This is a genomic window from Umezawaea sp. (assembly GCF_057122925.1).
Genome location: NZ_DBNGPQ010000155.1, coordinates 23,712 through 48,471, shown reverse-complemented (window position 1 = coordinate 48,471; position 24,760 = coordinate 23,712). Strand labels below are relative to the sequence as shown.

Sequence of the window (24,760 nt, the reverse complement as noted above, 5' to 3'; positions counted from 1 at the left end):
CGGTCCAGGTACCGATTGGGGTAGACATGGCCACCCGAGGGACGTCCGCGGAGTCGACGACGCCGCCACCTTCGAAGCTCGACGGTTTCTTCAAGATCTCCGAACGCGGCTCGACCGTTTCGCGGGAGCTGCGCGGCGGACTGGTCACGTTCGTGACGATGGCGTACATCGTGGTGCTGAACCCGTTGATCCTGGGCAGCTTCGCGGCCGACGACGCCGGGGCGAAGAAGGACGTGCTCGGCGCGATCCTGCCGGTCACCCAGGTCGCGGCGGTGACGGCGCTGGTCGCGGGCGTGATGACCATCCTCTTCGGCCTGGTCGCGAACCTGCCGTTCGCGATGGCCACCGGCCTGGGCATCAACACGTTCGTGGCGGTCACGATCGTGCCCCAGATGACCTGGCCCGAGGCGATGGGCCTGGTCGTGCTGAACGGCCTGGTCGTGCTGCTCCTGGTGGTGACCGGGGTGAGGCAGGCGGTGTTCAACGCCGTGCCGAACGAGCTGAAGGCGGCCATCGCGGTCGGCATCGGCCTGTTCATCTGCTTCATCGGCCTGGTCGACGCGGGCTTCGTGCGCAGGCTCCCCGACGCCGCGGGCACGACCGTCCCGGTGGGCCTCGGCATCAACGGCTCGATCGCGTCGTGGCCGACGCTGGTGTTCGTGGTCGGCCTGCTCGTCACCGGCATCCTGTTCGCCCGCAGGGTGAAGGGCGCGATCCTCATCGGCGTGCTGTCGGCGACGGTGCTGTCCATCGTGGTCGAGGCCGTCTTCCACGCGGGCCCGTCGAAGGGCGTCGACCCGCTCGGCTGGAACCTCGGCTACCCGGCCCTGCCGAGCGAGTTCCTCAGCCTCCCCGACCTGTCGCTCGTCGGTGAGGTCTCCTTCGGGGCGTGGACCCGCGTGCCCGCGATCACCTGCGCGCTGCTGGTGTTCACGCTCGTGCTGACCGACTTCTTCGACACCGTCGGCACGATGACGGGGCTCGGCAAGGAGGCCGGTCTGATCGACCGGGAGGGCCAGTTGCCGAACGTCAACAAGGCCCTGTTCGTCGACGGCGTCGGCGCGGTCGCGGGCGGTGCGGCGTCCTCGTCGTCGAACACGGTCTACATCGAGTCCGCCTCCGGCATCGCCGAGGGGGCGCGCACGGGCCTGGCGAACGTCGTGACGGGGCTGCTGTTCCTCGCCGCGATGTTCCTGACACCGCTGTACGCGGTGGTGCCGGTCGAGGCCGCCGCGCCCGCGCTGGTCATCGTCGGCGCGCTGATGATGATGCAGGTCAAGGAAATCGACTTCGGCGACTTCTCCATCGCGCTGCCCGCGTTCCTCACCATCGTCGTGATGCCGTTCACCTACTCGATCGCCAACGGCATCGGCGCGGGCTTCGTCAGCTACGTGCTGCTGCGGGCGCTGACGGGTCGGGCCAGGAGCGTGCACCCGCTCATGTGGGTGGTCGCGGCGGCGTTCGTCGTGTACTTCGCCATCGGCCCCATCCGGGCCCTGTTCGGGGCGTAAGTCCGATTCGGCCACTCGGACGGGCGCGGAGGTTCATATCGTGAGGTATGCTAACTACGTGACGGACATCGTGGGGGAGCAGGGACTGGCGAGCAGGTTGAGGCTCGCCGTCGTTCGGCTCAACCGCAGGCTCCGCGCCCAGCGCACCAATTCGTCGATCACCCTCACGCAGGTCTCGGCGCTGTCCACACTGCACAAGTGCGGGCCGCTGACGCCCGGCGAGCTGGCCGCCAAGGAAGGCGTCCAGCCCCCGTCGATGACCAGGGTGATAGCCGCGCTGGAGGAGTTCGGCTTCGCGACCCGCAGGCCTCACCCCACCGACGGCCGCCAGGCCATCGTGCAGCTCAGCGAGTCCGGTCTCGCGTTCGTGAACGAAGAGGTGGGGGCCAGGGAAGCCTGGCTCGACAAGCGCTTGGCTGAACTGACGGCGGAAGAGCGGGAACTCCTCTCCCGCGCGGCGGAGATCATCGACAGGATGGCGGGGCAGTAACAAGGTGCCGGCTTACGCGGGTGGTAGCGAGACGGATCGGATCGACCGGGACATCGCGCTACCTCCCCCGCGGGAGAAGGCACCGAAGCGCTCCGGCATGTTCGAGTCCCTCAAGGTCCGCAACTACCGGTTCTACGCGTCCGGCCAGGTCGTCTCCCTCATCGGCGTGTGGATGCAGCGCGTCGCCCAGGACTGGCTCGTGCTGGAGCTGTCCGGCGGCAGCCCGGTGGCGCTGGGCATCGCCGCCGCGCTCCAGTTCGCGCCCACCCTCGTGTTCTCGCTCTACGCGGGCGTCCTCGCGGACCGGATGGACAAGCGCAAGCTGCTGCTGGTGCTGGAGACCGGCCTGGCGCTGTGCGCGCTGACGCTGGGGCTGCTGGACGTCACGGGGCTCGCGGAGCTGTGGCACGTGTACCTGCTGTGCCTGCTGCTCGGCTGCGTCTCGGCGACGGAAACGCCGGTGCGGCAGTCGTTCGTGATCGAGATGGTCGGCAAGGACCAGCTGCCGAACGCCGTGGCGCTCAACTCGATGACCTTCAACCTGGCCCGCATGGTCGGCCCCGCCGTCGCGGGCGTCGGCATCACCCTCATCGGCACCGGCTGGATGTTCCTGATCAACGCGGCCTCGTTCGTCGCCGTGATCGGCGGGCTGCTGCTGATGGACGTCTCCCGCCTGCACCGCTCCGTGCCCGTGCCCCGCGAGCGCGGGCAGCTGCGCGAGGGGCTGCGGTACGTGAAGGGTCGGCCGGACCTGGTGATCCTGCTGGTGCTGGTCTTCTTCATCTCCACGTTCGGCCTGAACTTCTTCCTCACCCTGGCGGTGATGGCCCGCAACGTGTTCGGCGGCAACGCCGACGCGTACGGCCTGCTGACGACGCTGCTCGCCGTCGGCACCCTCGCCGGGGCGACGCTCGCGGCCAAGCGCAGCACGCGGGGCAAGCCCCGGCTCGGGCTGCTGATCGGCGGCGCGCTGGCGTTCGGCTTCCTGGAGGTCGCGGCAGGCCTGATGCCGAACCTCATCACCGTCGGCCTGATGCTGATCCCGGTCGGCATCGCGATGATGACGTTCACGACCACCGCCAACGCCACCGTGCAGATGTCGGTGGCACCGGCCATGCGCGGTCGGGTGATGGGCCTCTACATGCTGGTGTTCCTCGGCGGCACGCCGGTGGGCGGCCCGGTGATGGGCTGGCTGGCCGAGCACTTCACCGGCCGGGCCCCGCTGGTGGCGGGCGGCGTCATCTCGATCGTCACGGCGCTGGTCGGCTACGCCGTCCTGGTCCGCCGCGGCGGCCTGGTGCTGCCGAAGTTCCCGGTCCGCAACCGCCGCACGTAGATCCGCAGGCCTCCGAGGTGCGGGAACGAACTTCTCCCGCACACTTTCGGGCTACCCGCTTCCCAAGTGAGAGAGCTTAGGCTAACCTAAGTCTCGTCACTTCGTGGTGGGAGTGGCAGTCAGTTCGGGAACAGACGAGGCCCCGCCCCCGGTCGTACCGCCGGGGGCGGGGCCTCGTCGTTATGTGGTCCGGGAGTGCCGGGGCACCGCATTCCGCGCGGCACCCCGACGCTCCCGATCGGCAGCGTCGGCTTGTCGGAGCACCCACTGCCGAGTCCTGTCAGGCGGTGGGGAGCAGCAGCCCGTTCTGCCCGGCCCGCGCCGCCTCGAAGCGCGCGTTCACGTCGTCCCAGTCGACGATGTTCCACAGCGCGTTGATGTAGTCCACCTTCAGGTTGCGGTACTGGAGGTAGTACGCGTGCTCCCAGATGTCGAACGCCAGCAGCGGCGTGGTCGCGATCGACAGGTTGGAGTGGTGGTCCTTCAGCTGCTGCGTGATCAACCGCTGCCCGACCGGCTCCCAGGCGAGGATGCCCCAGCCCGACCCCTGGATCGAGCTCGCGGCGGCGTTGAGCTGGAGGCGCAGCTTGTCGAACGAGCCGAAGAACTCGTCCACCGCCGCCGCCAGCTCGCCGACCGGCTTGTCGCCGCCGTTCGGGCTGAGGTTCTTCCACCACACCTGGTGCAGCGCGTGCCCGGCGAGGTGGAACGCGAGCGTGGTCTCCAGGCCGACGATCGAGCCGAGGTTCTCCTTGTCGCGGGCCTCGTCGATCTGCTCCAGCGTGTCGTTCGCGCCCTTCACGTACGCGGCGTGGTGCTTGCCGTGGTGCAGCTCGTTGATCTCGCCGATGATCGCGGGCTCCAGATCGGCGTAGTCGTAGTCCAGATCCGGCAGCACGTACGGGGCCATCGCGGCTCTCCCCTTCAGCTTTTTGCAACTATCTATTAGTTGCAACTTACTGGCATCAAGCTCGGTGTGCGAGGGTGGGACCGATCCCGGGCGGAAACTCGGTTGCCCGGTGCACCCGCGGCTGGAACGGTCGACCCGTGTCCGTCCTGACGGCCCGCGGGGTCACGCTGTCGTTCGGTCCGAGGACGGTGCTCGTGGGGGTCGACCTCGACGTCCGCGCAGGCGAGCGCACCGGTCTGGTCGCTCCCAACGGCGTCGGCAAGTCGACGCTGCTGCGGGTGCTGGCCGGTGAACTGGTCCCGGACGGGGGTGTCGTCAGCAGGCACCCGCCGTCGGCCGTGGTGGCGTACCTCACGCAGGAGACCCGTCCCCGTCCCGGCGAATCGCTCCGCGCGCACCTGGCCCGCCGCACGGGCGTCGCCGAGGCGTCGGCCGACTTCGAGCGCGCCGCCGTCGCCCTGTCCGAGGGCGCTCCCGGTGCCGACGACCGGTACTCGGCCGCGTTCGACCGCTGGACGACCATCGGCGCCGCCGACTTCGACGAGCGCGCGGACGCCGTGTGCGACCGGCTCGGCCTCGCCGCCGACCTGCTCGACCGCCGCGCCGCGCACGAGCTGTCCGGCGGCCAGTCGGCTCGGCTGCGGCTGGCGTCGGTGCTGCTGACCAGGGCGGACGTGCTGCTGCTCGACGAGCCGACCAACGACCTGGACGCCGACGGGCTCGACCTGCTGGAGACCCACGTCGTGGGCAGCCCGGCCGCGGTCGTGCTCGTCAGCCACGACCGGGAGTTCCTGGCCCGCACCACCACGGCCATCGCCGAGCTGGACGAGTTCACCCGCACCACGACCCTCTTCCGCGGCGGCTGGGACGCCTACGTCGAGGAGAAGGCCGCGGCCGAACGGCGGGCGCGCGAGGAGTTCGAGGCGTACGCGACCAAGCGCGACTCGCTGACCGAGCGGGCGCGGCAGACCCGCGAGTGGTCCCGCCAGGGCGTGCGCAACGTGGCCAGGTCGGGTGAGAACGACCGCAACATCCGGCACCGGGAGAAGCAGCGCTCGCAGGCCACCGCCGCCAAGGCGTCCACCGTGGACCGCGCGCTGGACCGGCTGGAGGAGGTGGAGGAACCGCGCGAGGCGTGGGAACTCCGCCTCACGCTGCCCAGCGCGGGACGGGGGAGCCAGGTCGCGTTCACGTTGCGGCAGGCCGTCGTCCAGCGCGGTGACGTGACGCTCGGACCGGTCGACCTCACGATCGGCGCGGGCGAGCGCTGGCGGATCACCGGCCCGAACGGGTCGGGCAAGTCCACGCTCCTCGGCGCGCTGCTGGGCCGGGTCCCGCTGGTGTCCGGCGACCGGAGCCGGGGCGCGTCGGTCGTCGTCGGCGAGGTCGACCAGCTCCGCGAGGAGTTCGCCACCGACCGGTCCGTGCTCGACGTGGTGGTGTCGGCCACCGGGCTGGAACGGGTCGACGCGCGGACGCTGCTGGCGAAGTTCCGGGTCGGCGCGGACACCGTGCTGCGGGAGGCCAGGACCCTGTCGCCCGGCGAGCGCACCCGTGCCGGACTGGCCCTGTTGCAGGCCCGCGGCACCACCTGCCTCGTGCTCGACGAGCCGACCAACCACCTCGACCTCGCGGCGATCAACCAGCTGGAACAGGCGCTCGACACGTACGAGGGCACGTTGTTGCTGGTCACGCACGACCGCAGGCTCGCACGCGCGGTCTCCGTCGACCGCGAGCTGGACGTCCGCGGGCTGTTCGCCAGCCGACCCGCGAAGGGTGCAAGATAAGAGGATGAGCACCGAGGAGGACTGGCCTGTCGAACAGACCTGGTCCATGCGCAACACGCACTGGCACGCCTACGTCGAGCACACCTCGCTCGACCACGCCTCACCTCGGGCGGAACGGCTGGAACGCACCCCGGAAGAGGTGCTGAGCACGCCCGCGGAGGTCGCCGCCTGGCTGGAGGTGAACCTCCGCAGCGCCACCAAGCCGGAGGAGGCGGGCAAGAAGCGCGTCAAGGACGAGCGCGACTTCTCCGACTCCAACCGGGTGCACACCTCGCTGGCCTCCTGCGGCGAGTCCATCTACACCGGCGTCAAGGGGATGCTGACCCTCGCGGTCGAGGCCGTGACCCCGGACGACTGCCGCAGCTCCCACGACGGCGCCGACGTGGCGCCGCTGAAGTCGGGTCGCCGCCGCTAGCGGGCGGCGGCCCCGGCGTTCGAGGTCAGACCGGCCAGGTGTGCACGGGCCCTCCCCCGTGCATGAGTTCCACGTACCGCTCCAGCATCCCGGTGAGCGCGGTTCCGCGATCGGCGCCGCGCTCCTCCAAGCGCAGCACCGTGTCGCGCTGCCACGACGAGCCCGTGCGCCGGGCTAGGCAGCGCTGCTCGACCACGCCGAGGTACCGCTCGCGGGCCTCGTCGGACACGCCGCACGCGCGCAGCCCGTCGTGCGCCATCGGCAGGAGCCTGCGCAGCACCAGCTCGTCCGGCGGCACCCAGCCGATGCCCGGCCAGTACAGCTGCGCGTTCATGCCGTGCCGCGAACCGGTGTAGAGGTTCTCCTCCGCGGCGTGGAACGACATCTGGGTCCACAGTGGACGTTCCTGGTCGACCAGCGCCCGCTGGGCCCCGTAGAAGAACGCCGCGTTGGCCACGATGTCCAGCACGGTCGGGCCCGCGGGCAGCACGCGGTTCTCGATGCGCAGGTGCGGAACGCCGTCGACCACGTCGTACACCGGCCGGTTCCAGCGCCAGACCGTGCCGTTGTGCAGCCGCAGCTCCGCCAGCTCCGGCGTCCCGCCCGCCGCCAGCAGCTCGACGGGGTTCTCCTCGTCGGTCTCCGGCAGCAGCGCGGGGAAGTAGCGGGCGTTCTCCTCGAACAGGTCGAAGATCGAGGTGATCCAGCGCTCGCCGAACCACACCCTCGGCCGCACGCCCTGGTTCTTCAGCTCCTGCGACCGGGTGTCGGTCGACTGGAGGAACAGCGGGACGCGGGTCTCGTGCCACAGCGCCTTGCCCAGCAGGAACGGGGAGTTCGCGGCGATGGCGACCTGCACGCCCGCCAGGCACTGCGCCGCGTTCCAGTGCGCGGCGAAGTCCGAGGGCGCCACCTGGAGGTGCAGCTGCACCGACGTGCAGGCCGCCTCCGGCAGGATCGACTCCTGGTAGCTCATCAGCCTCTCCGGCGTGCGGCCGGTGAACGGCGAACCCTCCATGTGCAGCAGGGTTTCCTCGCCGCGCGCCGCGAAGATGCTGTCGTTCAGCACCTTGTACCGCGAGCTGTTGGACAGCCACCGCTGGTCGAAGTGCTCGTTGCGCAGGGTCGGCAGCACACCGATCATCACCAGGTTCGCGCCCGCGTCCTTCGCCTTGTCGTCGGCCGCGCCGAGCGACGCGCGCAGGTCCTCTTCCAGGCCAAGGGTCTCGTCGCCCGCCAGCGCGCGCGGCGGGACGTTGATCTCCAGGTTCTGCTGGCCGAGTTCGAGCGTGAACGACGGGTCGTCGATCTTCTCCAGCACTTCCGCGTTCGCCATCGCCGGTCTCATGGAGTCGTCGACGAGGGCCAGTTCGATCTCCAGGCCCATCTGCTGCCTCGGGAAGGAGAAGCTGTCCTCCGCCAGCATCGTCGCCAGTGCTTCGAGACACCTCTGGATCTTCTCCCGGTACCTCTGGCGATCGTCACGGGTGTACGTGCGGCTGGAGACATCCCTACCCATGCCGCCTCCCCTTCGGTCGTGCGACTCCGGCGGCGGAGCGGAGCGCCAACCGTGACACAGCCCGCAGGGGGCCGCCAGCGTCCAAATCGGTGCTCTCTGTCACATGGCCGTAACAGTCGGCGAGGATGTGCTGGTTGGCCGCGTGGATGTTGATCCCTCTGGTCTACGTGCCCGGCTCACATGGCGGGAGGTGCGAGAATTCCACCCGTGGTGATCGAGATCGACGACCCGGCCGACCCGCGACTGGATGATTTCCGCGACCTGTCCACCGCTGATCGCAGGCCTGACCGGCCGGGTGGCCGGGGTCTCGTGATCGCGGAGGGTGTCGTCGTGGTCGAACGGCTGCTCGCCTCGCCGTTCCCGGTCAGGGGGTTCCTCGGCGTGCGCAGGCGCATCGAGGCGCTCGGCGACCTCCCGGCCCCCGCGTACGTCGCGTCCGCCGACCTGATGGCCGAGGTGGTCGGCTTCCACCTCAACCGCGGCGTGCTCGCCGCCGCCGACCGCGCCGTCCAGCCGTCCGCGGCCGACATCGCCTCCACCGCACGCCGCCTGGCCGTGCTGGAAGGCGTGGGCGACCACGAGAACCTGGGGTCGATCTTCCGCAACGCCGCCGCCCTGGGTGTCGACGGCATCCTGCTGGGGCCGGGGTGCAGCGACCCGCTGTACCGGCGCAGCGTCCGGGTGTCGATGGGCCACGTGCTGCGGGTGCCGTTCGCCCCGCTCGACCCGTGGCCCGGCGGGTTGGACGTGCTGCGGGAGAAGGGCTTCCGGGTCGTGGCCCTCACGCCGAGGGAGGGTTCCGTCGGCCTGGCCGACGCGGGCCTGCGCGGCTCGCGCGTCGCCGTGCTGCTCGGCTCGGAGGGGCCGGGTCTCACCGAGGAGGCCATCGCCGCGGCGGACGTCGCGGTCCGCATCCCGATGGCACCGGGCGTCGACTCCCTCAACGTGGCCACCGCCGCGGCCGTGGTGTTCTACGCGACCGCGTGAGTGATGGCCGCGGTGCGCCGCGCACTCGGCTCGACCTGGTTGTCGCGGGGCGGCGGCAGCGGCCGGAGAGCTGTTGTCGCGGTGTGTGGCGGGTGCTGTGACCGCCGGGCTCCCGGATGGTGGTGCGGAAGGTCGGAGCGGCCGTCGCGCTGTCGTGCTCCACGCGATCACCTGAAGGAGCGGCCGACACGATACGTTCTTCCCGGAAGCCGTGACCGTGGAAGGGACCGTTCGTGGAGTTGCGTGTGCAGGCGGGCCGCGCCGTGCTCGCGGGCGAGAGCGAGTCCGGGGAACTCGAAGTGGATCCGCACACCCTCCCCCTGGGCGCGGGTCTGGCTGAAGCGCTGCACGAGTGGGCCAAGGTCGCCGAAGCCGTGCAGCGCACCAACGCCCCCGCCGACGGTGCCGCGGGCGCGCTCGTCACCAGGCGCGGCCGTCAGCTGGCAGGCCGCCTGGCCGCCGACATGGGCACCCCGGTCGCCTTCGCCGACCCGGTCACCGGCGAACGCCACCTGGTCGACGCCTCGCAGTCCGGCGTCCGCCCGTCTCCCCGCCGCCCCGAGGTGGTCGTGCCCGAACCGGAAACCGAAGACCTCGAACCCACCCCGTGGGGAACAGGCCTGACGGTCAGCGTGTTCAGCGGCGCGGTAGCCGCCTTCCTGGTCGTCACCCTCTCCCTCGGCCTGGGTGAGACCAACCGCTGGCTGGCCCTGGTCGCCAACGTCCTGGTGGTGGGCGGCATCGCCCCCTCGGTCTGGCTGGCCCGCAAGGTGATCATCTGGCGCTGGGTCGCCTACGGCGTCACAACCGGCGTGGTCCTGGCCTGGATCGCCCTCATCCTGACCCTCTTGGAACCCTGAAAGCCGGGGGTTGTGACGGCTGGGTGAGGGCCAGCGCAAGCCGTTCTCACCTATAAACCCGCACCCCTCCCGAACGCAGCCTGGCTCGACGCAATCCGCCCCCGTGCGCAACCGGGCCTCTTTCTCTCGCCCGCGCCCTCTCGGAGCGCAACCTGGCCCGACCCAACCTGCTCCTGTGCGCAACCGGGCCTTTTGGTCTTACTCGCGCCCCTCCGAGCGCAACCTGGCCCAGCGCAACCCGCCCCGTGCTCAGCCGGCCTTTGGTCTTGCCCGTGCTCCTTCCCAGCGCAACCTGGCTCAACGCAACCCGCCCGCGTGCGCAACCGGGCCTCTTTGATCGCACCCCACCCCACCCCACCCAACCCGGCCCCAAAGAACCACCTACCCCGGCAACGCCATCCGGAACTCCCCCTCCACCACTAGCAACCCGGCCCGACACGCCCAATCCAGCGCCTCCCGAACCTCCCCCTCCGACACCAGCGTGCGCTCCGCCAACGCGGCCGCGGTCTGCTCACCCCCTCCCCACAGCGCGACCGTGATCAGGTCGGACGCGAACGAGGCGAAGCGGTTGTGCTCGTCCTGCTGCCGCAGCGCGGCCCGGCGGGCGGCGGGCAGGTCCAGCACGTCCTCCGCCCGCGGCGCGGGCAGGTGGGTGCGGTAGCCGCCGTCGTCCTCGTCGAGCACGCCCGCGGCGACGAACACGTCCAGCACCTCGTGCGCCGACCGCGGCTCAGGCAGGCCCAGTCGACGGGCCAGCGCGGCCGGGTCGAGGTCGCTGTCCGGCTTGTGCGGCAGCGGTTCCGCGAGCCAACCGGGACCGCCGAAGCGCGGCTCTCCCCAGCGCGCCAGCGCGTCGAGCGATGTCCGGCCGGTCTCGTCCCGCGCCATCGACACCACGGCGAGCAGCTCGGCGGCGGGGGAGTTCCTCAGCACCTCCCACCCGGCACCGCCGGAACGGACCGCGGGCTCGGAACGGCGCAGCCACCGGGGCGGGGTGGGGGTGGCGTCCGGCCAGAACCGCAGCACCCACAGGGCTTCCGGCCCCTCGGCCGACGCGGGGAGCGCCTTGGTCGCCACCCGGACCCGGTAGTCGCCGACACCGCCGAGGCGCAGGTGGTCCTCGGGAGGACTGCCCGTGACGTACGTCAGGTACACCGCGCCGCTCCGGCTCCGGTACGGCGTCTCCACGACCTCGGACCAGTCGTCCGACTCGGCGGGCGGCGCGGAGTCGTGCACCTCCAGCCGCACGACGAGCGGCCCGTCGCCCGCCGAACCCTCCAGCCAGCCGTAACCCGCGCGGGCCACCGTGCCGCACGGCTGACCGCCCAACCCCCACTGCTCGAACGGTCCGGCGTCCTCGTCGCCGTTGTCCGTGTCGTGGATCGTCAACGTCCCGAACTCCGGCCAGTGCTCGTCGTCCTGGTAGAACCCCAGCACCGCCATCACCACTCACCCCGCACGCACCGCGCCACCAGCGCGGCGTGGGTCAGCGGGCTGGACAGGTCGGTGACGTCCGCGCCGTCGAACACCTCCAGCGCCTGCCGGATCCCCTCCACCGACTCGCCGGTCGCCGAGGGCGAGAAGGGCACCGGGATGCCGCCGTGCGGGTGGAACGGGCTCAGCCGCAGCCACGGCGCGGGCCCCTTCGACGTCACGTCGACCACCGCGGCGCCCGGATGGTTCTTCGCCGCCCAAGCCGCTCCGCGCCTCTTGCCCACCACGTGCACCACCATGCTCAGCAGGGTGCCGGCAGGGTCTGACAATTGTGGGTGGAGGAACCGAAACCGCAGGTGGAACGTCTGATCGGCATGGGTGAAGCGCGGTGGTGGGTGCTGGTCGAGGAGGTCCGCGGCATGGGCGACGGGCGGGAGTGGAAGGTCTCGCACGTCGCCCCCGTCGGTGACGAGGAGGCGGCACGGGCGGAGGCGCTGCGCCTGGCGCGCGAGTTCACGCCCACCTACCCGTGGTCCCCGAAGTCGCGGAAGGTCCTGCGGGTCGGCGACGACTCCTACCTCGTGATCGTCGAGGGGCGGACGTCGTCGTTCCACTTCCGCACCCGCGTCGGCGAGCTGGTCGACTGACAGCACGACCGTGCCGCCCTCGGCGATCCGGACGGCACCGCCAGCCTGGCCCTCGTGCGCGGCAGCGAGGACCTGCGCGGTGTCGAGAGCGTCGAACTCGTGCGGGAGGAGCCGGTCGCCCTCCTGCCCCCACCACCAGCGCGGACCTCCGCCGCGAGGACGCGTGCACCGCGAGTGCCCGCCGATCCCGTTCGACGAGCTGGTGGGCCTGGTCGCGCTGGGGAGACTGGTCGTCGTCGCAGGTCACAGCGCCGCCGCCCGCCTCGGTCACGCGGTCGTCGCGGTTCCGGTCACCGACCTGCCCACGACCGCCCTCGTGGTCGGCTGGCCCCGCCACGACCCGTCCGCACCGCCCAGGACGTGACCGCCCGTCTCCTCAGCCGCACGGCTTCTTGAGGAGCATCCGGCCTGGTCACCGGCCGGTGACGGCTCGCGGCCCCGGTTCGGTCACCTTGCGAGCCCCGCTGGTTCCCAAAAGGGGCGATAATGGTCGGTCCACCTTGCGCTAGGGCGCACGGTGCCCACCGACCAGCGGAGAGGGGTGGCGAGCGATGAGCTGGAACGTGCTGCTGAGCGTGGTGCCCGAAGGCTTCGAGTCGATGGAGGACCTCCCGAGGGACTTCCGACCCCCGCCGATCGGTCCCCACGGCGCCGTCGAGGACGCGCTCCGCAGAGCCGTGCCCGCGATCGACCTGGCCGACGTGAACTGGGGCGTCATCGACGGCCCCGGCTGGTCGGTCGAGGTGAACATCGGCAGGGCCGACCCGGTCGACACGATCATGCTGCACATCAGGGGCGGCGGTGACGACGCGCTGCCCGTGGTGTTCCAGGTGGCGGGGGAGCTGGGGTGCCGTCCGCTGGACATGTCGACGGGCGAACTGCTGGAGTCGGACAGCGCCGCCGACGGTTGGTGGGGCTTCCAGGAGTACCGGGACGGGGTCGTGCGGGAAGACGAGCGGTGAGCCGGCCGGACGCGCGGGGGTGGAGGCCCCGGTGTGCCGGGGCCTCCACCACGACCCGCTCACGCCAGCGAGTCGGTCCAGGCGTTGTGCAGCGCCGCGAAGCGGCCGTCCTCGCCGATCAGGGCGGCCGGTGAGCCGTCCTCGACGATCCGGCCCGCGTCGACGACCAGGACGCGGTCGGCGATCATCACGGTGGACAGGCGGTGGGCAATGATGAACGCCGTCCGGTCCGCCAGCACCGTCTCCAGGGCCGCCTGCACGGCCCGTTCGGTCGGCACGTCGAGGCTCGACGTGGCCTCGTCCAGGACCAGCACCGCCGGGTCGGCGAGGAAGGCCCTGGCGAAGGCGATCATCTGGCGCTGGCCCGCCGACAGCCTGCCGCCCCGCTTGCGGACGTCCGTGTCGTAGCCGTCCGGGAGCGCGGCGATGAACTCGTGCGCACCGACCCCGGCCGCCGCGGCCTCCACCTCGGCGCGCGTGGCGTCGGGCTTGGCCAGGGCGATGTTGTCCGCGACCGAGCCCGCGAACAGGAAGTTCTCCTGCGTCACCATGACCACCGCGCGGCGCAGGTCGGCGTCGGCCAGGTCCCGCAGGTCCTCGCCGTCCAGCGTCACCGCCCCGCCGGTCGGGTCGTAGAAGCGGGCCACGAGCTTCGCCAACGTCGTCTTGCCCGCACCGGTCGCGCCGACGAGCGCCACCGTCTGCCCCGCCGGCACGTGCAGGTCGAACTCCGGCAGCACGAGCGCCGTGCCCGCGGAGTAGCGGAACTCCACGTCGGCGAACCGGACGTCGCCGGTCGCGCGCCCCAGCGGCTTCGGGTGCTCGGGCTCGGGCACCGACGGCACCTCCTCCAGGACGCCGGAGATCTTCTCCAGCGCGGCCTGCGCCGCCGAGTACGCGTTGGTGAACATCGCGATGTCGTCGAACGGGTCGTAGAACCGCCGCAGGTACAGGGTGAACGCCGCCAGCGCGCCGATCTCCAGCTGACCCTCCGCGACCCGCCACGCGCCGAACGCGAGGATGACCGCCAGCGACACGTTGCCGATCAGCCGCACCAGCGCCGTGAACGTCGCCATGACGCGGAACGCGTCGGCGTTCGCGTCGCGGAACGTCCCGTTCAGCTCACCGATGATCTTCTCGTTGCGGTCCTCGCGGCGGAACGCCTGGACCGCGCGGATGCCGTTCATCGTCTCGACGAACTGCACGATGATCTTCGCGATGGCGCCCCGCGTGCCCCGGTACGCGGTCGTCGAGCGGGCCCGGAACCACCGCACGAGCAGCAGCAGCGGCACGAACCCGAACAGCACGACCAGTGCCATCGGCACGTCGAGGTACAGCAGCACCACGGAGATGCCGACCACCGACAGCAGTGACGTCAGCAGCCCGTCCAGGCCCTCTTCGAGCAGGTCCTGCAACGTGTCCACGTCGCTGGTCATCCGCGAGATGACCTTGCCGGAGGTGTACTTCTCGTGGAACCCGATCGACAGGGTCTGCACGTGCCGGAACACCCGGCCGCGCAGGTCGAGCAGCAGGTCCTGGCCGACCCGGCCGGTGAGCCGGACGAACGAGTACCGCAGCACCGTCGCCAGCAGCCCGGTCGCCGCGTACGCGCCGACGCACCAGGCCAGCACCGTCGGGTCGCCGCCGACGGCCGCGGGCACACCGCGGTCGATGGCGGCGGCGATGATCAGCGGCCCGGCCAGGTTCGCCACGTTCTCCAGCACCACGACCACCAGCGCCAGCACCGCGAGCCCGGCGTGCGGGCGCAGCAGCGACCCGAGCAGCCTGCGCGACCGCGCCTGGAGCTTCAGGCCGGTGCGGTAGTCCAGCTCGTCGATCTCCTCGGCCGCGACGCCGCGCCACGACTCCTCGTCGGCCGGAACAGCCGTCGTCTCGGTGCTCACAGCGCCGCCACCTCCTCCTCTTCGTCCATCGTGGACAGCAGCCTGCGGTACTCCGCGTTGTCCGCCAGCAGGTCGTGGTGCCTGCCGACCGCCGCGATCCGGCCGTCGACCAGCATCGCCACCCGGTCCGCCAGCTGCACCGTGCTCGGCCGGTGCGCCACGACCAGCGCCGTCACGCCGTGCAGCACGCGCCGCAGCGCACCCTCCACCTCGGCCTCGGTGTGCACGTCGAGCGCGGACAGCGGGTCGTCCAGCACCAGCACCGCCGGGTGCCCGACGACCGCGCGCGCCAGCGCCAGCCGCTGCCGCTGACCGCCGGACAGGGACATGCCCTGCTCGCCGATCCGCGTCTCCAGGCCCCACGGCAGCGCCTCGACGAACTCCTCCGCCTTCGCCACCCGCAGCGCCTCGCGCACCTTGGCGTCGTCCAGCTCGTCGCTGCCCAGAGCCACGTTCTCCCGCACGCTCGCGGAGAACAGCACCGGCTCCTCGAACGCCGCGCCGATCGTGCCGCGCAGGTCCTCCAGGCTCAGGTCGCGCACGTCGACCCCGTCGATCGTCACGCGACCCGACGTCACGTCGTACAGCCTCGGCACGAGCGCCGTCAGCGTCGTCTTGCCCGAGCCCGTCGCCCCGACCAGCGCCACGGTCTCGCCGGGCACGAGGTCGAGGTCGATGCCGCGCAGCACCTCCTCGTCGGCACCCGGATAGGCGAAGCGCACGTCCTCGAACCGCACGTGGCCGCGCACCGGCTCGGCCAGCGCCCTCGGCTCCGCCGGGCTGGTGATGGTGATCGGCGCGTCCAGCACCTCGTGGATCCGCTCCGTCGCCGACGACGTCTGGTTCGTCTCGGCCAGCAGCCAGCCGATCGAGTCGACCGGCCACCGCAGGTACGCGCTCACCGCGACCGCCGCGACCAGCGTGCCGATCGTCGTCGTGCCGTTGGTGATCCCGATCGTGCCCACGGCGAGCTGCGCGGCGATGCCCAGCTCGGGCATCACGATCAGCACGGCCCACAGCAGCGCGAAGATCTTCACCTTCGCCAGCTCGGTGTCCCGCAGCTCCCGCGCCCGCGCGGAGAACCGCTCGCTCAGGGCCGGTCCGCGCCCGAACGCCTTGAGCACGCGGATCCCGAGCACGGACTCCTCGACGGTCGTGGTCAGGTCGCCCGCCTGGTCCTGCGCGCGCCGGGCCACGACCTTGAACCGGGACTCGAACAGGTACGACATGAGCACCAGCGGCAGCGTGCAGCACAGCGCGACCGCCCCCAGCAGCGGTGACAGCCAGAACAGCACGCCGAGGCCGATCACGACGATCGTCGTGTTCACCACCAGGAAGATCACCGCGAACGCCACCCAGCGCCGCACCGTGGCGACGTCGGTGGAGGCCCGCGACAGCAGCTGACCCGACTGGTAGCGGTCGTGGAACGACACCGGGAGCCGCTGGAGCTTCCGGTAGATGTCCGCGCGCAGGTGCGCCTCGACCTCGGCGGCCGGGCGCGCGATCAGCCTGCGCCGCGCGTAGAACAGCGCCGCCTCCGCGCAGCCCAGCACGAGGACGAGCAGCACGAGCCAGGGCAGCGACGACAGGTCGCGCTGGGCGATCGGCCCGTCCACGATCCGTTGGGTGATCAGCGGAATGCCGAGGCCGCACAGCATCGCCACCAGGGTGGCGCACATGCTGAGCAGCAGCGGCTTCCGCACCGGCTTGACGTACGGCCACAGCCTGCGCAAGGTGGCGGCCGTGGAAGTACTTTGGTCCTTCACGAGCTTGGTCCCCCTCTGATCCACCACGACAGTACGAAGGAGGACCGACACTCGGCATCCGCTTTTCCGCTCAGCCGTACTCTGCAAGCTCGACCAAGCTGGAGGTCAAGAGCCGATGACGAGCGTTGACGAGGTCCGCTACCTCAGAACTGAGCCGAGCATGGCTTTTCCGCACGGCAGGCTGCTGGCGCTGCGCGGCGAGACCCTGCACGTGCTGGCCCCGGACGGGTGGGACCGGGTCGCGCGCACGGCGGCGGGCGCGCGCTCGATCACCCGCGAGGAGGCGGAGGACTGGTGCGAGAGGGAGGGCTGGAACCCGGACCTGCTGGACGCGGTCCCGTACTAGCGTCCCGTGCCGGTCAGGACTTCTTCTTGCGCAGCATGGCGGGCGCGGTCAGCAGCGCGGCCAGCCCGTAGCTGGCGCCCGCCAGGATCGCCTGGACGGTCCACTTGCCGCCCATCCACGCCAGCTCGTCGGGGAGCTTGAAGTACTGCACGAGGCCCATGACCACCGGTCCGAGCAGCACGATGGGCCACACCGGGCGGATCTTGAGCAGCCACAGCACCGGTCCGGCCAGCAGCACGCTGACCAGCAGCGCGACCGGCAGCCCGATGAGGAGCAGCAGGACGAACTCGCCCAGGTCCGTGCTGTCGAGGATGGACCGGAGCTTCTCGGACTGGAACGCGGCCACCCAGCCCAGCAGCAGCGCGGCCCCGACGGCGGCCGACACCACGACCCGGAGGAACACCTTCAGGGCGAGCCTGTTCGAGGTGGGACGGGGTGTGTCAGTCACGGGCAGCAGTCTCGCTCACTCGTCGGGTCCCTGTCACTGCCGCCGCGACCGCGAAGCCCAGGGCTCCGGTCACGATTTCGCCAGCCGGGACGGTGATCCAGATGGTCAAGAGCATGAGGATGGCTGTCAGGAGGGTGCCGGTGGTCGCGGCGAGCGCCGGACGGGTGAGGTGCGTTGCCCGGTACACCAGGTAGGCGACCAGACCACCCAGGACGACGGCGATCGGCATCGCTATGACGCCCATGCCGAGGCAGTCGAAGTCGTCCGTCGAGCAGACGGCGCCCGAGGCGATGAGTTCTCTCGTTGCCCACCAGAGGGCTCCGAGTAACGCGCCTGTCGCTGCGGCTATCGCTGTTCGTCGGCCGTCCATGGGATTTGCTTACCCGGATGGGTGATGAGTTAAACGTGGGTCTCGGAGGCCTGGGGTGGGGGCTTGGTGCGAGGGCTTGGTGCGGGGGTGTGGTCGATGTGACTTGGGGCCCCTTGATTTGCCCCTTCGTCGGGCCAAAAGGGGCAGGTGGGAAGCCCTTGGCCCGACAAATTTTAAGGGGCAAATCCCCCAAGTCACATCGACCACGCTTGCGTGCTGACGGAAAAAGCAGGCGACTTCGCCCAGGTAGAAGGTCTAGTTCTAGAGTCTATTGACCGACTTGTCGTCACGTGCTGGACGCGGAACGGCCGATTTTACTTGGGGATTTGAGCCTTGAAATTGATGATCGGGCAGGCTTTCGGGGCTGCCGTTTGTCCCGATCAAAGGCTCGGATGAGGGGTCCCCAAGTCACATCGGCCGAACACCCGACCACCTCAAGCGAACCGGCCGGACCTCCGAAAACGAACCGGCCAGACCTCCGAAAACGAAACGGCCCGCCACCGGAACCCCGGCAGCGGGCCGCTCCCCACGTCGAACTCAGCCGCGATGCGACCGAACTCCCAACAGCACGTCCTCCCACGACGGCACGATGGGATGCGTCTTCTTGCCCCTCTTCGGCGGTTCCTTCCGCACCGGAGGAGCAACGGGCACCTCGGCGGCCGGAGCCTCGACCACCGGCTCGGGCTCCGCGACAGGCTGCTCGGGCACCACCGGAGCCGGAGCGGGCTCCTCCTTCGCGAGGATCTCCGGCTCCACCTCCTCCCTCGCGGGCTGGGCTTCCAGCGCCTGCCTGGCCAGTTGCGTCACCGGGCGAACGGTCCGCAGGGTTCGGTTCGGGTTCGGGTCCATGAGGTCCACGGCCGCCTCGTCGAGCGCGGTGACCGTGCCGCCGTGCGCGCCGGGGTGGAAGGCCCAGTGCGCGATGTTGTCCGAACGGCCCGCGGTCCAGTGCATCTGCACGACCCACTTGCCGTCCTCGCCCCGCCACGAGTCCCAGCCGACGTCGGTGTAGTCCTGGCCGCGCAGCCCGAAGGAGTGCGCGACGACCTCGCCGAGCGTCTGCACGTCCGGACCGTCCTCGCGGACGGGGTGGGCGCGCTGTGCCAGGTCAGCGGTGCGGGAGCGCTCCAGCAGCACGGGGTAGGCGTACCGCTCGACGCGGTGCGACGGCAGACCGGACGCGGCGGCCACCTGCTCGACCGACTCGCCCGCGCGGATGCGGGCCTGGATCTCCCGAGGACGCATCTGGCTCTCGACCTCGATCTGGATCTGCCCGAGCCGGGTCAGGTCGCCGCGCGCGGCGGCCCTGAGGCGCTCGTCAGCGGGAAGCAGAAAGCGCTCGCCGCCGGACGGGTCCTCGCAGATGACGGACTTGCCGTCTTCGTCGAGCCCGATGACTCGCAGCGCTCGCATCCTGGCCTCCCCTATTTTGTTCCACCTCGCCAAGCAAAGACGTTAAACCGGCGAGCCTCCTTGACGAGGGAGACTCGCCGTGCCCATGGGTCTACTTCACCCGATCTTGCCGTAGATCGGTGGTACGCGCACGTCCGTTACCGGAAGGTTCACCTCCAGGAGCAGCCCTCCGCCCGAGTTGGGCCTTGCCGTGACGGACCCGTCGTGGGCTGCGGCGATGGACCGGACGAGCGAGAGGCCCAGTCCCGTCCCCTCAGCGGCCAACCGCTCGGTCCGGTACCGCCGAAAGGGTTCGAACAGGCCGGGGACCACCTCGGCCGGGATCGGTTCACCCGTGTTGACCACCCGCAACGCGGGTTCGGAGCCGATCTCGACGCGCACCGTGCCGCCCGGTTTGTTGTAGAGGATCGCGTTGCGGACGAGGTTCGACACGAGGTGCGAGAGCAGCACCGGGTCGCCGGTGACGACCCGCCGGGCCGACGAGACGAGCACCCGCACGTGGCGTGAACTGGCCGGCTCGGCACAGGTCGCGACCACGTCCGCCACGACTTCGTGCAGCCGAACCGGCTCCCGGCTGCTCAGTCCCCGGTCGCTCCGCGCGAGCAGCAGCAGCCCGTCGATGAGCCTCTCGCTCCGCTCGTTCGTGCCGAGCAGGTGCGTGCCGAGCCGCGTCAGCTCCGGCGGGGCGTCCGGCGCGCCCATCGCGACCTCGATCAGCGTCCGCTGCACGGCGAGCGGTGTGCGCAGCTCGTGCGAGGCGTTCGCGACGAACCGCTTCTGGCTGTCGAACGCCCCCGCGAGCCGGTCCAGCATCCCGTCGAACGTGTCGGCGAGGTCCTTCAGCTCGTCGTCCGGGCCCTCGTGGTTGATCCGCCTGCCCAGGTTGTCCGCCCCGAGCTGGTGGGCCGTGTTGGTGATCGAGTGCAGCGGCTGGAGCACCCGGCTCGCCATGAGCCAGCCCAGCCAGACCGCGAGCACGACCGTGATCACCAGCGCGACGGCCGACTGCACCAGCAGGGTGCTGAGCGCCGACTCGCGGTAGTCCTCGACCGTGGTGAGCGCGGTCGACGTGTCCGTCCGCTCGGGGTAGGTGGGCCCGCCGACGGGGTAGCCGGGCAGCGCCTCGGCCGCGCGCACGGCGAGGAAGTTGTCCGGGTCCGGCAGTGTCGCGGCGACCAGCAGGTAGTTGGTGAGCAGCAGCGCCGAGCCCGCCAGCGCGAACAGACCGCCGTACCAGGCCGTGAGCCGGGTGCGGACCGACAGCCGCAGCTCCCTCACGACGTGAACCGGTAGCCCGCGCCGGGCACCGTCTCGATCACCTGGGGCGTCCCGAGCTTGCGGCGCAGCGTCATCATCGCCACCCGGACCGCGTTGGTGAACGGGTCGGCGTGCTCGTCCCAGGCCTTCTCCAGCAGCGACTCCGGGCTCACCACCGCTCCCTCCGCCCGCATCAGCACCTCCAGCACGGCGAACTCCTTCGGGGACAGCGCCACGAACCGGCCGTCGCGCGACACCTGGTGGCGGGGCAGGTCCAGGACGACCCCCGCGCGCTCCAGGACGGGCGGCAGCGCGGGCCGGGCCCGGCGGGCGAGCGCCCGCACCCGCGCCACCAGCTCGGCGAACGCGAACGGCTTGGTCAGGTAGTCGTCGGCGCCGACACCGAGACCCGCGACCCGGTCGTCCACCTCGGCCGCCGCGGTGAGCATCAGCACCCGCGCCTCGCCGCCCGCCGCCAGCACCGCCTCGCACACCCGGTCGCCGTGCACGACCGGCAGGTCGCGGTCCAGCACGACCACGTCGTAGTCGTGCACGCCGACGCGTTCCAGCGCCTCCCCGCCGTCGTAGCAGACGTCGACCGCCATGGAGAGCCTGCGCAACCCCTCGGCGATCGAGTCCGCGAGCAGACGTTCGTCCTCGACCACCAGCACGCGCATGGGCCCAGTGTCGCGGAAAGGGGCATAAGCGCTGGATAAGGCACTTCGCTTAACGCCCCGAAATCCCCCTCTCCGTAGAACTTCAACCGCGGCGGGGCCGAGATCGGGGAACGGCCCCGCCGACCACCACGAGGAGGAACGCATGAAGGTGAAGTTGGCCGCAGGCCTGCTGGTGCCCGTGCTGTTCGCGCTGGTCACGGGATGCGGGAGCGGTGACGGCGGCAGCAGGGTCGCGTCGGTGAACTCCGGTGCCCCGTCGTCGAGCGGGGAACAGCCGAAGGGCGCCAACCTCGACCCGGCGGACGAGGACAAGATCCGCGAGTTCGCCAAGTGCATGAGGGAGAACGGCGTCGACATGCCGGACCCCCAGGGCGGCGGGATCGTGGCAGCGGCGCCCGCCGAGGGGGACGTGGAGGCCATGAACAAGGCCCACGAGGCGTGCAAGGAGTTCCTCCCGAACGGCGGCGAGTACAAGGAGCCGAGCCAGGAGGAGAAGGACAAGATGCGCGAGCAGGCCAAGTGCATGCGCGAGCACGGCATCGACATGCCGGACCCGGACTTCACCGGCGGCGGCGGCGAGGGCCGCACCCTCGACTTCGGTGACGACACCGAGAAGTTCGAGGAGGCCGTGAAGGCCTGCGGCATGGGCGAGGGCGGCATGGTCGCGGTCCCGGCGGTTCCGGGGAATGGCTGACCCGGCCGGGCCGACCGCACCGCGGAGGCGCAGACGGGGTCGTTGGCTGGTCGTGGTGCTCGTCGCCGTGGCCGTGCTGGGCACCGGGTCGGTGGTCGTGCTGACCAGGATCGCGGCGAACACCGCCAACGCCGCCCCGCCGAAGGCGGAGGCCCCGGAGACCGCCGAGGTCCGCAAGGGCGACCTCGCCGACCGGCAGACGGTCACCGGCGTGCTCGCCCACGGCGCCGAGCGCCCGCTCGCGGGCCGCAAGCCGGGCACCGTGACCGGGCTGCCGGACGTGGGCGCGGTGGTCGAGCGCGGCCAGACCGCGTACTCGGTGGACGCCAAGCCGGTGCCGCTGTTCTACGGCTCCCTGCCGCTCTACCGGGACCTGGCCGACGGCACCACCAGCGGACCGGACGTGAAGATCGTCGAGGAGAACCTGGAGGAGCTGGGGTTCGCCGACTTCGGCGAGCCGGACGAGCGGTTCACGGTCTGGACCGCCGCCGCGATCAAGAAGTGGCAGAAGTCGCTCGGCCTGGAGCAGACCGGTGCGCTCGGCGTGGGCGACGTCGTCGTCCAGCCCGGCCCGATCCGGGTCTCCTCCGTGACCGCGCAGCTCGGCGCCCCCAGCACCGGCGACCTGATGAAGGTCACCGCCACGACCCGCGTCGTCACCGTGCAGCTCGACTCGTCGAAGCTGCGGATCGCGAAGGTCGGCGAGAAGGTCGGGCTGACGATCACCGGCGGTGGCACCACCACCGGCACCACCGCCTCCACCAGCAAGCCGACCGAGGGCGACCAGGGCAACGGCCAGGCCAAGTCCACCGTCACCATCACCCTGGACGACCCGGCCGCCGCCGGCGGGCTGGACGCGGTCTCCGTGAGCGTCGAGTTCACCACCGGCAAGAGGGAGGGCGTGCTGGTCGTGCCGGTCGGCGCGCTGCTGGCGCTCGCCGAGGGCGGCTACGCCGTCGAGTCCGCGAGCGACCGCACCCTGATCCCGGTGAAGACCGGCCTGTTCGCCAGGGGCGAGGTCGAGGTCAGCGGCGAGGGCCTCACCGAAGGCCTGAAGGTGGTGACGACCTCGTGACGCCCGTCCTGGACGTGCGCCGGGCGGGCCGCACGTACCCCGGCGGCGTCCGGGCGCTGCGCGAGGTGTCGCTGAGCGTTCGCGACGGCGAGATGCTGGCCATCGTCGGCCCGTCCGGGTCGGGCAAGTCCACCCTGCTCCAGCTGATGGGCACGCTGGACCGGCCCACCACCGGGCACGTCCTGGTGCGCGGCCACGACGCCGCGGTGATGCCCGACCGCACGCTGTCGGCGCTGCGGTCGCGGTGGATCGGGTTCGTGTTCCAGCAGTTCTTCCTCACCGAGGGGCTGCCCGCCGTGGACAACGTGGCGTCCGGGCTGCTGTACGCCGGGGTCGCGCACCGCGAGCGGCGGCCGATGGCCCTGGAGGCGCTCGACCGGGTCGGCCTGTCGCACCGTGCCTGGCACCTGCCGAGCGAGATGTCCGGCGGGGAGCGCCAGCGCGTCGCCATCGCGCGGGCCGTGGTGAACCGGCCGTCGATCCTGCTCGCCGACGAGCCGACCGGGAACCTGGACAGCCGCAACGGCGTCGGGGTGCTCGACCTGCTCGGCGAGCTGAACGCCGACGGCACGACGATCGTGATCATCACGCACGATCGGGAGATCGCCGCGCACGCGCCCCGCCGGGTCGAGATGCTCGACGGCGCGCTGCAACTGGACACGGGGGTGGTCGTGTGACCACCACCCTGCCCCCGCCGACCAGGCTCGGGCCGCGCGACGTCGGCCGCCTCGGCGCGCACGGCATGCGCACCAAGCCGATGCGGGCCGTGCTGTCCGCGCTCGGCATCGCGATCGGCATCGCGGCGGTCGTCGCGGTCATCGGCATCCCGGCGTCGAGCGCCAGGGCGTTGAGCGACCAGCTCGCCACGCTGGGCACGAACCTGCTGCGCGCCGAACCGGGCCAGACGTTCGGCGGCGACGCGGCGAAACTCCCGACCACGGCGGTGGGGATGGCCGAGCGCATCGAGCCCGTCCAGTCCGCCAGCGGCATCGGCAAGACCGGGAAGACCGTGCGGCGCAACGACCACGTGCCCGAGGACGAGACGTCCGGCCTGGCCGTGCTCGCCGCGACGCCCAACCTGCTGGGCACCATCGGCGGGCGCGTCCGCGACGGCCGGTTCGTCGACGGCTCGACCTTCCCGTCCGTCGTGCTCGGCTCGGTCGCGGCCACCAGGCTCGGCATCACCGGGCTGGGCGGCCAGGTGTGGATCGACGGCCAGTGGTTCACCGTCGCGGGCATCCTCGACCCCATGCCGCTGGCACCGGAGATCGAGCGGTCGGTGCTGGTCGGCTGGGACGTCGCCGTCGAGCGGCTGGGCTTCGACGGCCACCCCGGCACGGTGTACGTGCGGGCCGAGGAGAACGCCGTCGAGGACGTCCGCACCGTGCTCGGCCCGACGCTGAACCCCCGACAGCCCAACGAGGTCAAGGTGGCCCGCCCGTCGGACGCGCTGGCCGCGAAGCAGCTCACCGAGAACGCCTACAGCGGCCTGTTCCTCGGACTGGGCGGGGTCGCGCTGCTGGTAGGAGGGGTGGGCGTCGCCAACACCATGGTCATCTCCGTGCTGGAGAGGCGCAGGGAGATCGGCCTGCGCCGCGCGCTCGGGGCGACGCGGCGACAGGTGCGCGGGCAGTTCCTCGCCGAATCGGTGCTGCTGTCCGGGCTCGGGGGCCTGGCGGGAGTGCTGATCGGGGTGGCGGTCACCGCAGGGTACTCGGTGAGCCAGGGGTGGCCTGCCGAGATCCCGCTGCCTGCGGTGCTCGGCGGGGTCGCGGTGTCGATGCTGGTGGGAGCCATCGCCGGGGCGTACCCGGCGGTGCGGGCCGCCAGGCTGTCACCGACGGAGGCGCTCGCGTAGTCGGTCCGGGTAGGAGGGCTTTCGCGGGGAGAGCCCTCCTGCCCGACCGCAACGCCGACGATTCCGGACGCCCCACCGCACAAGGAGAAGAGGG

26 protein-coding genes are annotated in these 24,760 nt (G+C 71.3%); 15 read left to right on the top strand and 11 right to left on the bottom strand.

Annotated features, from left to right (window positions below; genetic code table 11):
* Window positions 1-26 precede the first annotated feature (26 nt).
* The 3 genes from AC156L_RS34925 (at window position 27) to AC156L_RS34915 (ending at window position 3,337) form a co-directional block, all read left to right on the top strand.
* Window positions 27-1,511: an NCS2 family permease gene (locus AC156L_RS34925; RefSeq protein WP_330878160.1), complete on the top strand. Its 1,485-nt coding sequence runs from the start codon at window positions 27-29 to the stop codon at window positions 1,509-1,511.
* Between the two features lie 70 nt (window positions 1,512-1,581).
* On the top strand, window positions 1,582-2,001 hold the full coding sequence (locus AC156L_RS34920) for a MarR family winged helix-turn-helix transcriptional regulator (RefSeq protein WP_414719989.1): 420 nt from the start codon (window positions 1,582-1,584) through the stop codon (window positions 1,999-2,001).
* Window positions 2,002-2,005: 4 nt separating this feature from the next.
* Window positions 2,006-3,337: an MFS transporter gene (locus tag AC156L_RS34915; protein ID WP_330878158.1), complete on the top strand. Its 1,332-nt coding sequence runs from the start codon at window positions 2,006-2,008 to the stop codon at window positions 3,335-3,337.
* A 280-nt stretch (window positions 3,338-3,617) separates the two neighbouring features.
* On the opposite strand, the gene AC156L_RS34910 is transcribed toward AC156L_RS34915, so the two are convergent.
* Window positions 3,618-4,247, bottom strand: a complete 630-nt coding sequence (locus tag AC156L_RS34910; protein ID WP_330878157.1) for a superoxide dismutase — start codon at window positions 4,245-4,247, stop codon at window positions 3,618-3,620.
* A gap of 137 nt (window positions 4,248-4,384) precedes the next feature.
* On the opposite strand from AC156L_RS34910, the gene AC156L_RS34905 reads away from it, so the two are divergent.
* Window positions 4,385-6,034 (top strand): ABC-F family ATP-binding cassette domain-containing protein, encoded by a 1,650-nt coding sequence (locus AC156L_RS34905; RefSeq protein ID WP_330878156.1) that lies wholly within the window; start codon window positions 4,385-4,387, stop codon window positions 6,032-6,034.
* Window positions 6,035-6,038: 4 nt separating this feature from the next.
* A complete protein-coding gene (locus tag AC156L_RS34900) occupies window positions 6,039-6,449 on the top strand; it encodes a hypothetical protein (protein WP_259624433.1) in 411 nt (136 codons plus the stop codon).
* Between the two features lie 25 nt (window positions 6,450-6,474).
* Here the strand turns inward: AC156L_RS34900 and AC156L_RS34895 are convergent, their stop codons facing one another.
* The gene (locus AC156L_RS34895) at window positions 6,475-7,968 is read right to left on the bottom strand and encodes a glutamate-cysteine ligase family protein (protein WP_330878155.1); all 1,494 of its coding nucleotides are present in this window, start codon (window positions 7,966-7,968) and stop codon (window positions 6,475-6,477) included.
* A 210-nt stretch (window positions 7,969-8,178) separates the two neighbouring features.
* Between AC156L_RS34895 and AC156L_RS34890 the strand changes: the two genes are divergently transcribed.
* Together AC156L_RS34890 and AC156L_RS34885 are read left to right on the top strand one after the other, a co-directional pair.
* Window positions 8,179-8,955, top strand: coding sequence for a TrmH family RNA methyltransferase (locus AC156L_RS34890; protein ID WP_330878246.1), 777 nt, complete (start codon window positions 8,179-8,181; stop codon window positions 8,953-8,955).
* Window positions 8,956-9,188: 233 nt separating this feature from the next.
* Window positions 9,189-9,815 (top strand): DUF2537 domain-containing protein, encoded by a 627-nt coding sequence (locus AC156L_RS34885; RefSeq protein ID WP_330878154.1) that lies wholly within the window; start codon window positions 9,189-9,191, stop codon window positions 9,813-9,815.
* Window positions 9,816-10,196: 381 nt separating this feature from the next.
* Here the strand turns inward: AC156L_RS34885 and AC156L_RS34880 are convergent, their stop codons facing one another.
* Window positions 10,197-11,258, bottom strand: a complete 1,062-nt coding sequence (locus AC156L_RS34880) for a DUF6042 family protein (RefSeq protein WP_330878153.1) — start codon at window positions 11,256-11,258, stop codon at window positions 10,197-10,199.
* Window positions 11,258-11,548, bottom strand: a complete 291-nt coding sequence (locus AC156L_RS34875; RefSeq protein ID WP_330878152.1) for a DUF6939 family protein — start codon at window positions 11,546-11,548, stop codon at window positions 11,258-11,260. The genes AC156L_RS34880 and AC156L_RS34875 overlap by 1 nt, the downstream gene beginning before the upstream one ends.
* A gap of 57 nt (window positions 11,549-11,605) precedes the next feature.
* Here AC156L_RS34875 and AC156L_RS34870 point away from each other — a divergent pair, with 57 nt between their 5' ends.
* The 3 genes from AC156L_RS34870 (at window position 11,606) to AC156L_RS34860 (ending at window position 12,858) form a co-directional block, all read left to right on the top strand.
* Entirely contained in the window at window positions 11,606-11,896 is a 291-nt protein-coding gene (locus AC156L_RS34870) for a hypothetical protein (RefSeq protein WP_330878151.1), read from the top strand.
* Between the two features lie 163 nt (window positions 11,897-12,059).
* Window positions 12,060-12,260 (top strand): hypothetical protein, encoded by a 201-nt coding sequence (locus AC156L_RS34865; RefSeq protein WP_330878150.1) that lies wholly within the window; start codon window positions 12,060-12,062, stop codon window positions 12,258-12,260.
* A 187-nt stretch (window positions 12,261-12,447) separates the two neighbouring features.
* On the top strand, window positions 12,448-12,858 hold the full coding sequence (locus tag AC156L_RS34860) for a hypothetical protein (RefSeq protein WP_330878149.1): 411 nt from the start codon (window positions 12,448-12,450) through the stop codon (window positions 12,856-12,858).
* A 59-nt stretch (window positions 12,859-12,917) separates the two neighbouring features.
* Here the strand turns inward: AC156L_RS34860 and AC156L_RS34855 are convergent, their stop codons facing one another.
* On the bottom strand, window positions 12,918-14,762 hold the full coding sequence (locus AC156L_RS34855; protein ID WP_330878148.1) for an ABC transporter ATP-binding protein: 1,845 nt from the start codon (window positions 14,760-14,762) through the stop codon (window positions 12,918-12,920).
* On the bottom strand, window positions 14,759-16,555 hold the full coding sequence (locus tag AC156L_RS34850; protein ID WP_484407633.1) for an ABC transporter ATP-binding protein: 1,797 nt from the start codon (window positions 16,553-16,555) through the stop codon (window positions 14,759-14,761). The genes AC156L_RS34855 and AC156L_RS34850 overlap by 4 nt, the downstream gene beginning before the upstream one ends.
* A gap of 88 nt (window positions 16,556-16,643) precedes the next feature.
* Here AC156L_RS34850 and AC156L_RS34845 point away from each other — a divergent pair, with 88 nt between their 5' ends.
* Window positions 16,644-16,874: a hypothetical protein gene (locus AC156L_RS34845; protein WP_330878146.1), complete on the top strand. Its 231-nt coding sequence runs from the start codon at window positions 16,644-16,646 to the stop codon at window positions 16,872-16,874.
* Between the two features lie 13 nt (window positions 16,875-16,887).
* On the opposite strand, the gene AC156L_RS34840 is transcribed toward AC156L_RS34845, so the two are convergent.
* The 5 genes from AC156L_RS34840 to AC156L_RS34820 form a co-directional block, all read right to left on the bottom strand.
* Window positions 16,888-17,322, bottom strand: a complete 435-nt coding sequence (locus tag AC156L_RS34840) for a hypothetical protein (protein ID WP_330878145.1) — start codon at window positions 17,320-17,322, stop codon at window positions 16,888-16,890.
* Window positions 17,315-17,692 (bottom strand): hypothetical protein, encoded by a 378-nt coding sequence (locus AC156L_RS34835; RefSeq protein ID WP_330878144.1) that lies wholly within the window; start codon window positions 17,690-17,692, stop codon window positions 17,315-17,317. Before AC156L_RS34835 ends, AC156L_RS34840 begins: the two co-directional genes overlap by 8 nt.
* A 537-nt stretch (window positions 17,693-18,229) precedes the next feature.
* On the bottom strand, window positions 18,230-19,105 hold the full coding sequence (gene sepH, locus AC156L_RS34830; protein WP_330878143.1) for a septation protein SepH: 876 nt from the start codon (window positions 19,103-19,105) through the stop codon (window positions 18,230-18,232).
* Between the two features lie 96 nt (window positions 19,106-19,201).
* A complete protein-coding gene (locus AC156L_RS34825) occupies window positions 19,202-20,383 on the bottom strand; it encodes a sensor histidine kinase (RefSeq protein ID WP_330878142.1) in 1,182 nt (393 codons plus the stop codon).
* Window positions 20,380-21,039, bottom strand: a complete 660-nt coding sequence (locus AC156L_RS34820; RefSeq protein WP_330878141.1) for a response regulator transcription factor — start codon at window positions 21,037-21,039, stop codon at window positions 20,380-20,382. Before AC156L_RS34820 ends, AC156L_RS34825 begins: the two co-directional genes overlap by 4 nt.
* A 142-nt stretch (window positions 21,040-21,181) precedes the next feature.
* On the opposite strand from AC156L_RS34820, the gene AC156L_RS34815 reads away from it, so the two are divergent.
* The 4 genes from AC156L_RS34815 (at window position 21,182) to AC156L_RS34800 (ending at window position 24,666) form a co-directional block, all read left to right on the top strand.
* Window positions 21,182-21,733, top strand: a complete 552-nt coding sequence (locus AC156L_RS34815; RefSeq protein WP_330878140.1) for a hypothetical protein — start codon at window positions 21,182-21,184, stop codon at window positions 21,731-21,733.
* On the top strand, window positions 21,726-22,808 hold the full coding sequence (locus AC156L_RS34810; RefSeq protein WP_330878139.1) for a peptidoglycan-binding domain-containing protein: 1,083 nt from the start codon (window positions 21,726-21,728) through the stop codon (window positions 22,806-22,808). The genes AC156L_RS34815 and AC156L_RS34810 overlap by 8 nt, the downstream gene beginning before the upstream one ends.
* Window positions 22,805-23,485 carry an ABC transporter ATP-binding protein gene (locus AC156L_RS34805; RefSeq protein ID WP_330878138.1) on the top strand — a complete coding sequence of 227 codons (681 nt, stop codon included), beginning with the start codon at window positions 22,805-22,807 and terminating at the stop codon, window positions 23,483-23,485. Before AC156L_RS34810 ends, AC156L_RS34805 begins: the two co-directional genes overlap by 4 nt.
* A 65-nt stretch (window positions 23,486-23,550) precedes the next feature.
* Window positions 23,551-24,666 carry an ABC transporter permease gene (locus AC156L_RS34800; RefSeq protein WP_330878245.1) on the top strand — a complete coding sequence of 372 codons (1,116 nt, stop codon included), beginning with the start codon at window positions 23,551-23,553 and terminating at the stop codon, window positions 24,664-24,666.
* Window positions 24,667-24,760 lie beyond the last annotated feature (94 nt).

What these genes read in the sequence shown, in the direction of transcription:
- AC156L_RS34925 (WP_330878160.1), top strand. Translation starts at nt 27, where the DNA reads ATGGCCACCCGAGGGACGTCCGCGGAGTCGACGACGCCGCCACCTTCG.
- AC156L_RS34910 (WP_330878157.1), bottom strand. Translation starts at nt 4,247, where the DNA reads ATGGCCCCGTACGTGCTGCCGGATCTGGACTACGACTACGCCGATCTG.
- AC156L_RS34900 (WP_259624433.1), top strand. Translation starts at nt 6,039, where the DNA reads ATGAGCACCGAGGAGGACTGGCCTGTCGAACAGACCTGGTCCATGCGC.
- AC156L_RS34895 (WP_330878155.1), bottom strand. Translation starts at nt 7,968, where the DNA reads ATGGGTAGGGATGTCTCCAGCCGCACGTACACCCGTGACGATCGCCAG.
- AC156L_RS34880 (WP_330878153.1), bottom strand. Translation starts at nt 11,258, where the DNA reads ATGGCGGTGCTGGGGTTCTACCAGGACGACGAGCACTGGCCGGAGTTC.
- AC156L_RS34875 (WP_330878152.1), bottom strand. Translation starts at nt 11,548, where the DNA reads ATGGTGGTGCACGTGGTGGGCAAGAGGCGCGGAGCGGCTTGGGCGGCG.
- AC156L_RS34860 (WP_330878149.1), top strand. Translation starts at nt 12,448, where the DNA reads ATGAGCTGGAACGTGCTGCTGAGCGTGGTGCCCGAAGGCTTCGAGTCG.
- AC156L_RS34845 (WP_330878146.1), top strand. Translation starts at nt 16,644, where the DNA reads ATGACGAGCGTTGACGAGGTCCGCTACCTCAGAACTGAGCCGAGCATG.
- AC156L_RS34835 (WP_330878144.1), bottom strand. Translation starts at nt 17,692, where the DNA reads ATGGACGGCCGACGAACAGCGATAGCCGCAGCGACAGGCGCGTTACTC.
- sepH (WP_330878143.1), bottom strand. Translation starts at nt 19,105, where the DNA reads ATGCGAGCGCTGCGAGTCATCGGGCTCGACGAAGACGGCAAGTCCGTC.
- AC156L_RS34820 (WP_330878141.1), bottom strand. Translation starts at nt 21,039, where the DNA reads ATGCGCGTGCTGGTGGTCGAGGACGAACGTCTGCTCGCGGACTCGATC.
- AC156L_RS34815 (WP_330878140.1), top strand. Translation starts at nt 21,182, where the DNA reads ATGAAGGTGAAGTTGGCCGCAGGCCTGCTGGTGCCCGTGCTGTTCGCG.
- AC156L_RS34810 (WP_330878139.1), top strand. Translation starts at nt 21,726, where the DNA reads ATGGCTGACCCGGCCGGGCCGACCGCACCGCGGAGGCGCAGACGGGGT.
- AC156L_RS34800 (WP_330878245.1), top strand. Translation starts at nt 23,551, where the DNA reads ATGCGCACCAAGCCGATGCGGGCCGTGCTGTCCGCGCTCGGCATCGCG.